The sequence below is a fragment of the Pseudoduganella albidiflava genome (genome assembly GCF_004322755.1).
Taxonomy (GTDB): Bacteria; Pseudomonadota; Gammaproteobacteria; order Burkholderiales; family Burkholderiaceae_D; genus Rugamonas; species Rugamonas albidiflava.
Window position 1 is genome coordinate 5,861,895 of the sequence record NZ_CP036401.1, and the last position, 13,748, is coordinate 5,875,642.

The 13,748-nt window shown below is 64.4% G+C and carries 12 protein-coding genes; 4 read left to right on the top strand and 8 right to left on the bottom strand.

What is annotated here, in order from left to right:
* The first annotated feature begins 173 nt into the window (after positions 1 to 173).
* The 4 genes from EYF70_RS24360 to EYF70_RS24375 all read left to right on the top strand — a co-directional run bounded on the left by EYF70_RS24360 (position 174) and on the right by EYF70_RS24375 (position 6,511).
* A complete protein-coding gene (locus tag EYF70_RS24360) occupies positions 174 to 1,784 on the top strand; it encodes a methyl-accepting chemotaxis protein (protein ID WP_131147709.1) in 1,611 nt (536 codons plus the stop codon).
* A gap of 328 nt (positions 1,785 to 2,112) precedes the next feature.
* Complete coding sequence (locus tag EYF70_RS24365) at positions 2,113 to 4,914, top strand: valine--tRNA ligase (protein ID WP_131147710.1); 2,802 nt, start codon at positions 2,113 to 2,115, stop codon at positions 4,912 to 4,914.
* A 298-nt stretch (positions 4,915 to 5,212) separates the two neighbouring features.
* Complete coding sequence (locus EYF70_RS24370) at positions 5,213 to 5,896, top strand: PEP-CTERM sorting domain-containing protein (protein WP_131147711.1); 684 nt, start codon at positions 5,213 to 5,215, stop codon at positions 5,894 to 5,896.
* A gap of 177 nt (positions 5,897 to 6,073) precedes the next feature.
* Positions 6,074 to 6,511, top strand: a complete 438-nt coding sequence (locus tag EYF70_RS24375; protein ID WP_131147712.1) for a DUF2147 domain-containing protein — start codon at positions 6,074 to 6,076, stop codon at positions 6,509 to 6,511.
* Positions 6,512 to 6,767: 256 nt separating this feature from the next.
* Here EYF70_RS24375 and EYF70_RS24380 read toward each other — a convergent pair whose 3' ends face one another.
* The 8 genes from EYF70_RS24380 to purH form a co-directional block, all read right to left on the bottom strand.
* The gene (locus EYF70_RS24380; RefSeq protein WP_131147713.1) at positions 6,768 to 7,511 is read right to left on the bottom strand and encodes a hypothetical protein; all 744 of its coding nucleotides are present in this window, start codon (positions 7,509 to 7,511) and stop codon (positions 6,768 to 6,770) included.
* A 9-nt stretch (positions 7,512 to 7,520) separates the two neighbouring features.
* Positions 7,521 to 8,297: a hypothetical protein gene (locus EYF70_RS24385; protein WP_131147714.1), complete on the bottom strand. Its 777-nt coding sequence runs from the start codon at positions 8,295 to 8,297 to the stop codon at positions 7,521 to 7,523.
* A gap of 170 nt (positions 8,298 to 8,467) precedes the next feature.
* Positions 8,468 to 9,232 (bottom strand): glutaminyl-peptide cyclotransferase, encoded by a 765-nt coding sequence (locus tag EYF70_RS24390; RefSeq protein WP_131147715.1) that lies wholly within the window; start codon positions 9,230 to 9,232, stop codon positions 8,468 to 8,470.
* 75 nt (positions 9,233 to 9,307) lie between these two features.
* Positions 9,308 to 9,760: a YaiI/YqxD family protein gene (locus EYF70_RS24395; RefSeq protein ID WP_131147716.1), complete on the bottom strand. Its 453-nt coding sequence runs from the start codon at positions 9,758 to 9,760 to the stop codon at positions 9,308 to 9,310.
* A 17-nt stretch (positions 9,761 to 9,777) separates the two neighbouring features.
* Positions 9,778 to 10,827, bottom strand: coding sequence for a Holliday junction branch migration DNA helicase RuvB (ruvB, locus tag EYF70_RS24400; protein WP_131147717.1), 1,050 nt, complete (start codon positions 10,825 to 10,827; stop codon positions 9,778 to 9,780).
* A gap of 3 nt (positions 10,828 to 10,830) precedes the next feature.
* Positions 10,831 to 11,412, bottom strand: a complete 582-nt coding sequence (ruvA, locus tag EYF70_RS24405; protein WP_131147718.1) for a Holliday junction branch migration protein RuvA — start codon at positions 11,410 to 11,412, stop codon at positions 10,831 to 10,833.
* A gap of 34 nt (positions 11,413 to 11,446) precedes the next feature.
* Complete coding sequence (gene ruvC / locus EYF70_RS24410) at positions 11,447 to 11,977, bottom strand: crossover junction endodeoxyribonuclease RuvC (RefSeq protein WP_131147719.1); 531 nt, start codon at positions 11,975 to 11,977, stop codon at positions 11,447 to 11,449.
* Between the two features lie 181 nt (positions 11,978 to 12,158).
* On the bottom strand, positions 12,159 to 13,745 hold the full coding sequence (purH, locus tag EYF70_RS24415; protein WP_131147720.1) for a bifunctional phosphoribosylaminoimidazolecarboxamide formyltransferase/IMP cyclohydrolase: 1,587 nt from the start codon (positions 13,743 to 13,745) through the stop codon (positions 12,159 to 12,161).
* Between the last annotated feature and the right edge of the window lie 3 nt (positions 13,746 to 13,748).

The following is a 13,748-nucleotide window of genomic DNA, read 5'->3' on the forward strand; positions in this document are numbered from 1 at the left end:
TACATTTCCCTGTTCTTCCCCATCCTTCTCTGCTAAGCTTGCTTCCGACTTCCGACGGCCCCACCCCAGCCGTTACCGATGCCCACGGCATCGCCGACCCGTCTCCCAGCCAGTGCGACGCATCCGGATGCACTGCATCCATTGTCACGAGATCAACCAGAAAGCGAGCGAACATGCGGACCAACCTGCCCGTTACCGGCCATGAAGTCCTTCTCGAGGAAGGCAAGACCATCGTTTCCACGACGGACCTGCAAGGCAACATCACCTACGCGAATCCGTACTTCATCAGTATTTCCGGTTTCACCGAGGCAGAACTGATCGGCGCTCCGCAAAACATCCTGCGCCATCCGGACATGCCCGCGGAGGCGTTCGCCGATATGTGGCGTGCGATCCGCCGCGGCTACCCGTGGACCGGCATGGTCAAGAACCGCTGCAAGAGCGGCGACTTCTACTGGGTGCTGGCCAATGTCACGCCGGTGATCGAGAACGGCAAGCCGGTCGGCTACATGTCGGTGCGTACGCGGCCCAGCCGCGACATGGTCGCCGAGGCAAGCAAGGCCTATGCGGCCTTCAAGGATGGCAAGGCGCAGGGCCTGCGCATCAGCCGCGGCAAGGTGGTGGCGGACGGCCTGCTGCAGCGCCTGGGTGCCCGCCTGCGCCTGTCGCTGCCGGCCCGGCTGGCGATGGCCGGCGTGCTGCCGGCGGTGGTGCTGGCGGCCTGCGCGGCCAGCCTCTTTGGCAGCGACAGCACCGGCGGCAATGTGCTGGCCACGATTGCCGCCCTGGCGGCCGTGGCCTCGCTGTACCTGGGCTGGACGCTGCATGGCGCGATCGCCGCGCCGCTGCGCACGGCCACCCGTTTGGCGCAGCAGATGGCCGGCGGCGACCTGACCGCCAGCTTCGATGCGGCGCGCGACGACGAAGCGGGCGAACTGCTGGCCGCGCTGCGCCAGATGAGCATCAACCTGCGCAGCATCATCGGCGACGTGCGCAGCAACTTCGAGCAGATCGAACAGGCCACCAGCGAGATCGCCACCGGCAACATGGACCTGTCGGGCCGCACCGAATCGCAGGCATCGAGCCTGCAGGAAACGGCAGCCAGCATGGAACAGCTCAATTCCACCGTGCGGCAAAGCGCCACCAACGTGGCCGATGCCGACCGGCTGGCCGAGCGCGCCTCGGAAATGGCCGGCCAGGGGGGCGACGTGGTATCGCAGGTGGTCGCCACGATGGAAGGCATCAGCGCCTCCTCGCACCGGGTGCTCGACATCATCGGCATCATCGACGGCATCGCCTTCCAGACCAATATCCTGGCCCTGAACGCGGCCGTCGAAGCGGCCCGCGCGGGCGAACAGGGCCGCGGTTTCGCCGTGGTGGCGTCCGAAGTGCGCGCGCTGGCCCAGCGTTCGGCCGCCGCCGCCAAGGAAATCAAGACGCTGATCGACCAGTCGATCGACAAGGTGGATGCCGGCACGCAGCTGACCGGCAGCGCCGGCACCATCATGGCCGAGGTGATCGCCTCCGTGGCGCAGGTGAAGCAGGTGATGAACGAGATCTCCAACACGGCGACCGAACAGAGCCTCGGCATCGGCCAGGTCAACGAAGCCGTGGCGTCGATCGACGACATCACGCAGCAGAACGCCGCGCTGGTCGAACAGGCCGCGGCGGCGGCCGGTGAACTGGTCGAGCAGACGCGCTGCGTGGCGCAGGCCATCGCCGTGTTCAAGGTGCAGGCCGGCGGCGCCGCCGGCACGCGGCGCAATCTCCAGCGCCTGCCTTCCTGATCAGCCGGGCGGCAAGCCGGCGCACACCGGCTTGAGCGCGTTCGCAAGCGCCGCCACGATGCCATCCATCGCGGCGTTCAGCACCGCCACATGGTTTGCCGCGCCGCCCCGCGCCAACCTGACTCATATGGCCGCGCAGTGACGCGGCAACCCGCCCCCGAACAAAAACGCATTCCCGCAACATTGCAGTGAATCCCGGGATTGGGATCGGCGATGCCGCAGGGATTGCCAGGCCCCGGCTTCACCCCTCCCCGCATCCCTCCCCGCATCCCTCCTGGCATCCCTCATTTATAATGGTCGTTTTCGCCAAAATCACATATCCCGGATCATGGAATTAGCCAAGTCTTTCGAGCCTGCCGACATTGAACAGTTCTGGCGCAGCGAATGGGAGAAGCGCGGTTACTACGCCGCTTCGATGGATCTCTCGCAGCCCTCCTTCAGCATCCAGCTGCCACCGCCGAACGTGACGGGCACGCTGCACATGGGCCATGCGTTCAACCAGACGATCATGGATGGCCTGACCCGCTACCACCGCATGCTGGGCCATAACACGGCCTGGATCCCGGGTACCGACCACGCCGGCATCGCCACGCAGATCGTGGTGGAACGACAGCTCGACGCGCAGAAGATTTCGCGCCATGACCTGGGCCGCGAAAAGTTCGTGGAAAAAGTCTGGGAGTGGAAAGAAAAATCCGGCTCGACGATCACCGGCCAGATGCGCCGCCTGGGCACCTCGCCGGACTGGAACCGCGAATACTTCACGATGGACGAGCCGCGCTCGAAGATCGTTTCCGAAGTGTTCGTGCGCCTGTTCGAACAGGGCCTGATCTACCGCGGCAAGCGCCTGGTGAACTGGGATCCGGTGCTGGGCACCGCCGTGTCCGACCTGGAAGTGGTATCGGAAGAAGAAGACGGCTCGATGTGGTACATCAAGTATCCGCTGGCCGACGGCAGCGGTTCGCTGACGGTGGCGACCACGCGTCCCGAAACGATGCTGGGCGACGTGGCCGTGGCCGTCGACCCGACCGACGAGCGCTATGAAGCGCTGGTGGGCAAGCTGCTCAAGCTGCCGCTGACCGATCGCGAGATCCCCGTCATCGCCGACTCTTATGTCGACAAGGCATTCGGCACCGGCTGCGTGAAGATCACGCCGGCGCATGACTTCAACGACTATGCGGTGGGCCAGCGCCACAACCTGGAGATGCTCTCGATCCTGACACTGGACGCGAAGATCACCGACGATGCGCCGCAAGCCTACCGTGGCCTGGACCGCTTCGCCGCCCGCAAGCAGATCGTCGCCGACCTCGAAGCGCAGGGCTTGCTGGAACAGGTCAAACCGCACAAGCTGATGGTGCCGCGCGGCGACCGTACTGGCGTGGTCATCGAACCGATGCTGACGGACCAGTGGTTCGTGGCGATGAGCAAGCCGGCGCCGGAAGGCACCTTCAATCCTGGCAAGTCGATCACCGACGTGGCGCTGGAAAAGGTCGCCTCGGGCGAGATCAAGTTCGTGCCGGAGAACTGGACCACGACGTACAACCAGTGGCTGAACAACATCCAGGACTGGTGCATCTCGCGGCAGCTGTGGTGGGGCCACCAGATCCCGGCATGGTACGACGAAGCGGGCAATATCTTCGTCGCCCGCACCGAGGAAGAAGCATTGGCCAAGCAGCAGGCCGCCGGCGGCACGGGCGCGCTGCGCCGCGACAGCGACGTGCTCGACACGTGGTTCTCGTCCGCGCTGGTGCCGTTCTCCACGCTGGGCTGGCCCGAGGAAACGCCCGACCTGAAGGCGTTCCTGCCCTCTTCCGTGCTGGTGACGGGCTTCGACATCATCTTCTTCTGGGTTGCCCGGATGGTGATGATGACCGCCCACTTCACCGGCAAGGTGCCGTTCGAGACCGTGTACGTGCACGGCCTGGTGCGCGATTCGCAGGGCCAGAAGATGTCGAAGTCGAAGGGCAACACGCTCGACCCGATCGACCTGATCGACGGCATCGGCGTCGACGAACTGGTGGCCAAGCGCACCACGGGCCTGATGAATCCACGCGCGGCCGAGAAGATCGAAAAGGCCACGCGCAAGGAATTCCCAGAAGGGATCGCGGCCTACGGCACCGATGCGGTGCGCTTCACGATGGCCAGCTACGCCTCGCTGGGCCGCAACATCAACTTCGACCTGGGCCGCGCCGAGGGCTACCGCAACTTCTGCAACAAGCTGTGGAACGCTACTCGTTTTGTGCTGATGAACACCGAGGGCAAGGATTGCAGCGCCAGCGACGCGGACCTGTCGCCGGCGGACAAGTGGATCGTCTCGCTGCTCAACCGCACCGAGCAGGAAGTGGCCAAGGGCTTCGCCGACTACCGCTTCGACAACATCGCCACCGCGATTTATAAATTCGTGTGGGACGAGTACTGCGACTGGTACCTGGAACTGGCCAAGGTGCAGGTCCAGCAAGGCACCGAAGGCCAGCAGCGCGCCACCCGCAACACGCTGCTGCGTGTGCTGGAAGTGGTGCTGCGCCTGGCGCATCCGATCATCCCGTTCGTGACCGAACAGCTGTGGCAAACCGTCGCCCCGTTGGCTGGCAAAGGCGATACGGAAGGCAAGTCGATCATGGTGCAGCCTTACCCGATCGCCAACGAAGCGGCCATCGACGAAGCGGCCGAGGCATGGATCGCCGAACTGAAGGGCTTCACGGATTCGACCCGCAACCTGCGCGGCGAAATGAAGCTGTCGCCATCGGTGCGCGTGCCGCTGATCGTCGAAGCGACCGCCGCCGACAAGGACAAGATCGCCGCCTTCGCACCGTACGTGCAAATGCTGGGAAAGCTGTCCGAAGTGCAGATCGTCGATGCGCTGCCGGAATCGCCGGCTGCCGTGTCGGTGGTCGGCACCACCAAGCTGATGCTGAAGGTGGAGATCGACGTGAAGGCCGAGCGCGAGCGCCTGTCGAAGGAAATCGCCCGCTTGGAAGGCGAAGTGGCCAAGGCTTCCGGAAAGCTGTCCTCGGAAAGCTTCGTGGCACGTGCCCCGGCCGCCGTGGTGGCGCAGGAGAAGGAACGCGTGGCCAACTTCACCGCCACGCTCGACAAGCTGCGCGAGCAATTCGCCAAGCTGCCGGCTGCGTAAGCTTCCTGCAGTTCTCGAAGACGGTGGACCGGGTCATTCCGGCCCACCGTTTTTTTTTCGCCACATGGGGCAGTCAGCCTCTACACGCTAATGATGCATCCGGATTAAACTTGTTGACACATTATCCACATAGATGTTTTAATGGAAAGTAGCATACGGGAAGCCGCTCGCCGGGTCCCGTAGCCGATCCGGTATCGATCAACGATGCGGACCTGTTCTCCTGCTCAGTGCAAGCCGCGGCAGCGGATGTGCCAGGACAAATCCATAATAAAAATTCTTCCAAAACCACTCCAGAATCATGACGACGAAATACATTGCATTGCTTGCCCTGGCATTATCCAGTTCGCTTGCCCAAGCGGAATCGTACACTTTCGAATATAAAGCCACCATTAACTCCATCACCCGCGGCGACCCGGCATTGCCCTCTTCCGCTTTATCGTCGGTAGACCTGGGCACGGTGACGACCTCCATCGGTGATGTGGTAACGACACGCTTTACCATCGACAGCTCGTCGTTCTCCAATTACGACCCGTACGCCGACAGGTATACGGCCTGGTATTCGACAAGCAACTACAACGTGCATTTCGAACAATCCGGTTACACGGAAACCACCAACTCATATGCATTCACCGCGGTGATCGACGCCCAGAATGGCGACTACGGCGGCGACAGCTTTACCGCAGCGTACACCGCTTATCATTACTGGCCCGCGATGGCTTATACCGAGTACACCTTCGAGCTGACCGACAAGTCCGGGCAAGCGCTGACCAATACGGCGCTGGACCTGGAAGCGTTCAAGCAACTGGCCCCATCCTTTGCTATGCGCCATAGTATTCTCGGCAACGGAGGCATGGAGACCATTTACCTGACCGGCACGGTTGGTTCGTTCGCCCTTGTTTCGGAAGTTCCCGAACCTTCGACCTACGCGATGCTCGCCGCTGGCCTGTGCTTCGTGGCCTGGCGCAGGAACCGCCTGAACTGAACTGCTGAACAGCGGGGCGCGCCGCTTTCGACACCCTGACAAGTTAAGTTGCGAGAGCAGGTTGCCAGGCGCGGGCCGCGCAAGTTCACCATCTGCGAAGCCGGAACGGATGCAACCGCTCCGGTGTTTTATTCAGCCGAGCTACACTCGTCGCATCATCATTCCAAGGAGACCCCGATGCGTGCACTGCTCTGCGCCGCCCTTTTCACCATCGCCCTGCCCGCCATTTCCGGCAATACCTCCGCCGTCGGCCTCTGGAAAAGCATCGACGACGGAACCGGCAAGCCGAAAGCCGAAATCCGCATCAGCGAGTCGAACGGCGTGCTGACCGGCCGCGTCGAAAAGCTGTACCGCGCAGCTGGCGAGGACCAGAACCCGGTCTGCGACAAGTGCGAAGGCGCCGACAAGGGCCGGCCGATCATCGGGCTGTCGATCATCGACGGCATGAAGAAGGATGGCGATGGCTACGGCGGCGGGACTATCCTCGATCCGGAGAATGGCAAGGTCTACAAGAGCAGGATGAAGCTGCTGGGTGGCGGTGCGAAACTCGAGGTGCGCGGCTATATCGGCGTGCCGATGCTGGGGCGCTCGCAGACGTGGATCAGGCAAGAGTAGACGGCTGCCGCAGGCAAAAAACGGGGGGCCGAAGCCCCCCAAAATTACAACACTTCCTGCCACTTGGCTCTGGCGAAGCCGTTTCCACATCGGGGAAACGTGCTCCTGTCTGGTCATCGCTGCCAGGCCGGGGTGGGCAGCGATCGAAATCCGATAAATGCATTATGCGGATTGGTGCGCCATAAGGATTCAGCGAGATTGCCGCAAATTTGTAAGCATTCCAAGACAAACAGGCCGGACGGGCATCCAGTCCGCCTTACAGCACCTTGGTCCATACCGGATCGTCCGACCGGTGCTTCCAGATGCAGTACAGGCCCTCGCGCTCGGCCATGACCACGTCCGCCTTGCTCGTCAGTGTCCAGTGGAATTGCCGGCACGGGAATTCGCCGATCGGCAGTTCGCCAGCCAGCGTGATGGCGCCGCGGTAGCGCGCTCCCTTCCACTCGATCTTCTCTCCCGGCCGCATCGTCACCAGCATTTCCAGGAAACGCTTCGTCAGCCCGCCGCTGACGGCCAGCTTGCCCTGGGCGTTGGCGTCGTGCGAAAAGCCGCCTGCGCACTCGCTGCAGGCCACGCGGCCGGCCTGGTCGAAGGCTTTCGCCTGCTCCTGGCCCACCGTGAAGTCATAGTCCTCGAAGCCGTACACGCACGCTGGCTCCGCAGGCCACAGGGCGGCCGGGAAGTTTGCCGGACGCGGCCCCAGCGGCGCCAGCGGCTTGCGCTTGCGGGTGCTTTCGCAACCGCCCCGGCCGGCGGTTTCCGGCAAGGGCGCGGACGCACTACCCGCATGCTGCGCCGCCGGCGGAGGTGGCGCGGATGGCGACGTGGCGCCGCGGATCGCGCCGTTCACGGCATTCGTCGTGGCGTGCGCGGCGGCACTGGTGGCCGCGTTGGTGGCGGCATTGGTCACGGCGTTCTTCAGCAGTTCGCCGAATTGCGCGTGGACTGGACCGGAGACGATCAGCGCGCCACAGGCGGCTGAAAGGAGAAGCTTGTGCATGGGTTTTCTTCAGATGACGGGGTGCCATGCGGCAGGCTCGCCGCGCCACTGGAACTTGCAATACAGGCCGGGCCGCTCGGCCACGATCTCCCGTTCCTTGTTCGTCAAGGTCCAGCGGAACTGCTTGCACGGGAAACTGCCGATCGGCTGTTCGCCCACCAGGACGATGCGTCCGGCCAGGCGGTGCCCCTGCCATGCCACGTCGCCGCCTTCCTTCAGCGCCAGCAGCGCGCCGGACAGGTCGTATCGGGCGCTCCTGCCACCGAGGTGGAAGGCCGGCAGCGAGTCGTTCGCCCGGCCGCCCACGCATTCCGGGCACAGGGGTGTGCCCGCCTTGTCGAATGCCTTCACGCTGGCCCGGGCGGCTTCGAACCCGTAGTCGAGGAATTCGTAGGCGGGGCATGCCGATGCGTCGGGCCAGAGCACATCCGGCTGGTATAACGGAGGACGTTCGCCCAGCGGCGGCAGTGGTTCACCTTCTCCTTCGCTGCAGCTCCGGGGAGCGGCCGGGCGGGCCGGGGGCGCCGCAGGTGTGGCTGCGACCGATACCGCCCTCGATGCGGCCGGCGCAGCCGCCGGCCGCTCCCGGGGCGGATTCTTCACGCTGTCGACGGTGCCATCGATGGCGCCGTTGACGGCTTTCGTGGTGGCATGGGACGCCGCGCTGGTAACGGCGTTCTGGGCGGCGTTGGTGACGGCGTTTTTCAGCATGTCCATGAACTGGGCATGCGCGGTGCCAGCCGCCAGCAGCGCGCATGGCAGTACGAAAAGTCGAAGGGAATGCATGGTCGGGTCCTTGATACAACGATCGGCGACCCTGGATTATGCGAGACGGGCATTGACGCCCATAGTGGAAAATTGCCCGGAATTTGTAAGCCGGGCGCGACAATTGACGCGGCCGAAGCAGCCGCGCGCCGGGCCCCGAGGTTGCCTCGAGGTGGCCGCGATGCGAACTGCTACGGGCGCTTCACCAGGCGGATTTCAAACAGTTTCGGCCACCGCTTGCCGGTCACGAACAGGCGCCGGTTCCTGTCGTCCCAGGCGATGCCGTTCAACACGTTGTCGGCATCCGAACCGGCGCCGGCCAGTTCGTCGAGCCCGGTCAGGTCGATCCAGCCGCGCACCTGGCCGGTCAAAGGATCGATCCGGGCGATACGGTCGCTTTGCCAGATGTTGGCCAGGATTTCCGTGCCTACCCACTCGAGCTCGTTGATCTGCGCGACGGGAATACCGTCGGCCGTGACGCGGATGCGGCGCAGCACGCCCATCGTGGCCGGATCGAGCACGCGGATGAAGGCCGTGCCATCGCTCATGTAGAGCACCTTGCCGTCGCCGGTCAGGCCCCAGCCCTGGCCCTGGTAGCCGAACGATCCCACCTGCTCGAAGGTTTCGATATCGAAGATGAAGCCCCGCTCGTTGGTCCAGGTGAGGCTGAAGATGCGCTCGCCGACCGGAGCGATGCCTTCGCCGAAATAATTGGCCGGCAAGTCGCGTTTCAGCAGCACCTCGCCCGTTTCCAGTTCCACCTTGCGGATCGACGAAGCACCGTACTGGCCGGTGCTTTCGTACAGCACGTCGTCGCGGTAGAACAGGCCCTGGGTGAAAGCGGCCGGATCATGCGGATAGGTGTTCCTGACGATGTAGCCGTAGACAGGCACGGCGGCCTGCACGATCGCACTGCAGGCCAGCGCGAGCGCGGCAAGGAAAGTCCTGGTCAGCATGGTCAGCCTCCGGCTATGGGTGGATTGAAGATACGATCTGCTTCGACAATCACGAACTACTTCGAAAATGACGATCTATTTCGGCAGATGGCGGCGCAAGTGGCCGTCGAGCGCGTTCGCAAAGCGCTGGCGGTCCGCCTGCCCATAGGCGGACGGGCCGCCGGTATCGACACCGCTGCCGCGCAGTTCGTCGAGGAATGCGCGCATCGTCAACTGCTGGGCGATATTGTCCGGCGTGTAGAAATCGCCGCGCGGATTCAATGCATGGGCGCCCTTCTTCAGTATATCCGCCGCCAGCGGAATGTCAGCCGTGATCACCAGGTCGCCCGGCTCGGCCAGGCGCACGATCTCGCGGTCGGCCACGTCGAAGCCGGCCGGCACCTGCACCGAGCGCACGTATTTCGATGGCGGCACCCGCAGCAGCTGGTTGGCCACCAGCGTGACGTCGACCTGCACGCGGTCGGCCACGCGGTACAGGATTTCCTTGACGGCCCCCGGGCAGGCGTCGGCATCGACCCAGATCTTCATGCCCCGCTCGCCCTGGTTCACCACAGTTCGCCGGTGAGGCTGGTGCGCGGCGGCTTCAGGCCGAAGTGTTCAAACGCGGCAGGCGTGGCAACGCGGCCGCGCGGCGTGCGCTGCAGGTAGCCTTGCTGGATCAGGTAAGGTTCCAGCACATCCTCGATCGTGTCGGCGGCCTCGCCGATGGCGGCGGCCAGGTTGCCGATGCCGACCGGCCCGCCGTTGAACTTGAACAGCACCGCTTCGAGCAGCTTGCGGTCCATCACGTCGAAGCCGACGGTATCGACGTCGAGCATGACCAGCGCGGCATCGGCAACATCCTTGGTGATGTCGCCATTGCTTTTCACCTCGGCGTAATCGCGCACGCGGCGCAGCAGGCGGTTGGCGATGCGGGGCGTGCCGCGCGCGCGGCGGGCGATCTCCAGCGCGCCGGTGTCGTCGATGTTCGCCTTCAGCAGCGCGGCGCTGCGCGTGACGATCTTCGCCAGTTCCTCGGTGGTATAGAACTCCAGGCGGGCGACGATGCCGAAGCGGTCGCGCAGCGGATTGGTCAGCATGCCGGCGCGCGTGGTGGCGCCGACCAGCGTGAACGGCTGCAGGTCCAGCTTGACCGAACGGGCGGCCGGGCCTTCGCCGATCATGATGTCGATCTGGTAGTCCTCCAGCGCCGGATACAGGATTTCCTCGACGACCGGCGACAGGCGGTGGATCTCGTCGATGAACAGCACGTCGTTCGCTTCGAGATTGGTCAGCAGCGCGGCCAGGTCGCCCGGGCGCTCCAGCACGGGGCCGGATGTCTGGCGCAGGTTGACGCCCATCTCGCGAGCGATGATGTTGGCCAGCGTGGTCTTGCCCAGGCCCGGCGGGCCGAACAGCAGCGTGTGGTCGAGCGCCTCGCTGCGCCCGCGCGCCGCGGAAATGAAGATCTCGAGCTGATTGCGGATCTTTTGCTGGCCGACATATTCGTCGAGCAGCTTGGGGCGCAGCGCGCGTTCGATCGCTTCCTCGTTCGGCGACGAGGGGGCGGCATCGATGATGCGCTGTTCAGTAAAACTATCGGTCTGGATGGCCATCTCTTAACCTTTCGACAGCGCCTTCAGCGCCTGCTTGATGCCGTCCGACACCGAGGCGCCGGCCGGCACGGTCTTCAGCGCCAGCAGCGCTTCCTTGTCCGAGTAGCCGAGCGCGATCAGCGCATTCAGGATATCGGTTTGCGCGTCCGGCACCGCGGCAACGCCGCCGACGGCACCGAGGTCCGCGCCCAGCTTGCCCTTCAGTTCCAGCAGCAGGCGCTCGGCGGTTTTCTTGCCGATGCCGGGAATCTTGACCAGGCGGCCCGCTTCCTGGCGGGTGACGGCCTGCGACAGGTCGGCGATCGACATGCCGGACAGGATGGCCAGCGCCATGCGCGCACCGATGCCGCTGATCTTGATGAGCTGCCGGAACACGACCCGTTCTTCCGCATGGCCGAAGCCGTACAGCAGGTGGGCATCCTCGCGCACGGTGAGATGGGTGAACAGGGTCACTCGCTCGCCCGTGTGCGGCAGGTTGTAGAAGGTGCTCATCGGTACGTCGATTTCGTAGCCGACCCCGCCCACGTCGACCAGCAACTGGGGCGGATTTTTTTCAAGCAGAACACCGGAGAGACGTCCGATCATGGCGCAGCCTTGGAATTTTTAAGATGGAAGAAGTTTAGCCGACCAGGCGGCCGCGCTTCATATGCAGTTGGGTCATTCCGGTGGCGGCGATGGCCGCCAGCGTGTCGTGCGAATTGGCATGGCAGATGGCGACGCCGAGCGCGTCGGCCGCATCGGTGCCGGGCAGCCCCGGCAGTGCCAGCAGGCGCGCCACCATCAGCTGCATCTGTTCCTTGACCGCCCTGCCCGAGCCGGTGACGGCTTGCTTGATCTGGGTGGGCGAATACTCCGCCACCGACAGCGCCCCGCTCACGAGGCCGCAGATGGCCGCGCCGCGCGCCTGGCCCAGCAGCAAGGTGGATTGGGGATTCACGTTGACATACACCTGCTCGATGGCGGCGCAGTCCGGCTGGTAAGTGGCCGTGAGCTCCATGACACCGTCGAGGATGACCTTCAGGCGCGTGGGCAAATCCCCTTCGCCGCTCTTGATGGTGCCGGAGGCGATGTAGCGCAGCTTCGTACCCTGCTTGTGGATGACGCCGAAGCCGGTGGTACGCAGGCCAGGGTCGATGCCGAGAATGATCATCTGGGGATTATATGCAGGAAACAAAGCGCCCGCTAGGCGGGCGCAATAGGGTGCAGGAGTCGGCCTGCTGGCAAATTTCTTGTACCCCAAGGCAGAAGCCGGGGTCAGACCCGCCGGGTCTGACCCCAGGTTTTGCTTTGGGGTTCAACCGGGCGAACCTGCCCCTTTGTATTCGCAGCGATCAGTGGCGGAAGTGGCGCGTGCCGGTGTACAGCATGACAACGCCACGCTCGTCGGCGGCATCGATCACTTCCTGGTCGCGCATCGAGCCGCCCGGCTGGATCACGCAGGTCGCGCCGGCGTCCACCACCACGTCCAGGCCGTCGCGGAACGGGAAGAACGCGTCGGAGGCGACCACGGAACCGGCCAGCGCCAGCCCGGCGTTCTGGGCCTTGATCGAGGCGATGCGCGCGGAATCGATGCGGCTCATCTGGCCGGCGCCCACGCCCAGGGTCATGTTGTTGCCGCAGAAGACGATGGCGTTCGACTTCACGAACTTCGCCACCTTCCATGCGAACATCAGGTCGACCAGCTGCTGCGGGGTCGGCTGCTTCTTCGTCACCACGCGGGTATCGGCCAGCAGCACGTTCTTCGAATCGGCCGACTGCACCAGCAGGCCGCCGCCGACGCGCTTGAAGTCGAAGGTGTTCACGCCGGAGCCAAGGGCGATTTCCAGCAACCGCACGTTCTGCTTGGCCGACATGATCTGCTTCGCTTCATCGGTGAACGATGGCGCGATCAGCACTTCGACGAACAGCTTGGCCAGCTCGGTGGCGGCCGCGGCGTCGACCGGCACGTTGAAGGCGATGATGCCGCCGAATGCCGAGGTGGGGTCGGTCTGCAGCGCGCGGCTGTAGGCTTCCACGGCCGAGCCGCCCAGCGCCACGCCGCACGGGTTGGCGTGCTTGACGATCACGCAGGCCGCCGGCTGGTCCATGCCCGTGAAGCTCTTCACGCATTCCCAGGCCGCGTCGGCGTCGGCGATGTTGTTGAACGACAGTTCCTTGCCCTGCAGCTGGCGGTAGTTGGCCAGCGCGCCCGGCACGGCCTTCGTGTCGCGGTAGAACGCGGCGCCCTGGTGCGGGTTTTCGCCGTAGCGCATGTCCTGCACTTTTTCAAAGGCCACGTTCAGCGTTTGCGGGTAGGCGCCGCGGTTGGCGTGCGAACGGTCCGGGCCCAGGCTGGACAGGTAGTTGGTGATCGCGCCGTCGTAGGCGGCGGTGTGCGCGTAGACTTTCTTCGCCAGGTTGAAGCGGGTTTCGTAGCTGATGTAGCCGGGCGAATTGTCCGTGGTCTTCATCTCGGCCAGGATCTGGCCATAGTCGGACGGGTCGCAGATCACCACCACGTCCTTGTGGTTCTTGGCCGCCGAGCGCAGCATGGCCGGGCCGCCGATGTCGATGTTCTCGATCGCGTCGTCCAGCGTGCAGTCGTCCTTGGCCACCGTGGCCTGGAACGGGTACAGGTTGACGACCACCATGTCGATGGTGGGAATGCCATGCTCATCCAGCTTGGCCATGTGCTCCGGGAAGTCGCGGCGGGCCAGGATGCCACCGTGGACTTTCGGGTGCAGCGTCTTCACGCGGCCATCCAGCATTTCCGGGAAGCCGGTGTAGTCGGCGACTTCGGTCACGGCCAGGCCGTTTTCCTGCAACAGCTTGGCGGTACCGCCGGTGGACAGGAGGTTGACGCCCATCGCCGACAGGGCCCGCGCGAAATCCAGAACGCCGGTCTTGTCGGAAACGGAGAGGAGAGCTTGTTTGATCATGGC

Bases quoted from the DNA above. Each gene is read 5' to 3' on its own strand.
- ruvB (WP_131147717.1), bottom strand. From the start codon at position 10,827: ATGGCCATCCAGACCGATAGTTTTACTGAACAGCGCATCATCGATGCC.
- EYF70_RS24360 (WP_131147709.1), top strand. From the start codon at position 174: ATGCGGACCAACCTGCCCGTTACCGGCCATGAAGTCCTTCTCGAGGAA.
- EYF70_RS24370 (WP_131147711.1), top strand. From the start codon at position 5,213: ATGACGACGAAATACATTGCATTGCTTGCCCTGGCATTATCCAGTTCG.
- EYF70_RS24385 (WP_131147714.1), bottom strand. From the start codon at position 8,297: ATGCATTCCCTTCGACTTTTCGTACTGCCATGCGCGCTGCTGGCGGCT.
- EYF70_RS24375 (WP_131147712.1), top strand. From the start codon at position 6,074: ATGCGTGCACTGCTCTGCGCCGCCCTTTTCACCATCGCCCTGCCCGCC.
- EYF70_RS24380 (WP_131147713.1), bottom strand. From the start codon at position 7,511: ATGCACAAGCTTCTCCTTTCAGCCGCCTGTGGCGCGCTGATCGTCTCC.
- EYF70_RS24395 (WP_131147716.1), bottom strand. From the start codon at position 9,760: ATGAAGATCTGGGTCGATGCCGACGCCTGCCCGGGGGCCGTCAAGGAA.
- purH (WP_131147720.1), bottom strand. From the start codon at position 13,745: ATGATCAAACAAGCTCTCCTCTCCGTTTCCGACAAGACCGGCGTTCTG.
- ruvA (WP_131147718.1), bottom strand. From the start codon at position 11,412: ATGATCGGACGTCTCTCCGGTGTTCTGCTTGAAAAAAATCCGCCCCAG.
- EYF70_RS24390 (WP_131147715.1), bottom strand. From the start codon at position 9,232: ATGCTGACCAGGACTTTCCTTGCCGCGCTCGCGCTGGCCTGCAGTGCG.
- ruvC (WP_131147719.1), bottom strand. From the start codon at position 11,977: ATGATCATTCTCGGCATCGACCCTGGCCTGCGTACCACCGGCTTCGGC.
- EYF70_RS24365 (WP_131147710.1), top strand. From the start codon at position 2,113: ATGGAATTAGCCAAGTCTTTCGAGCCTGCCGACATTGAACAGTTCTGG.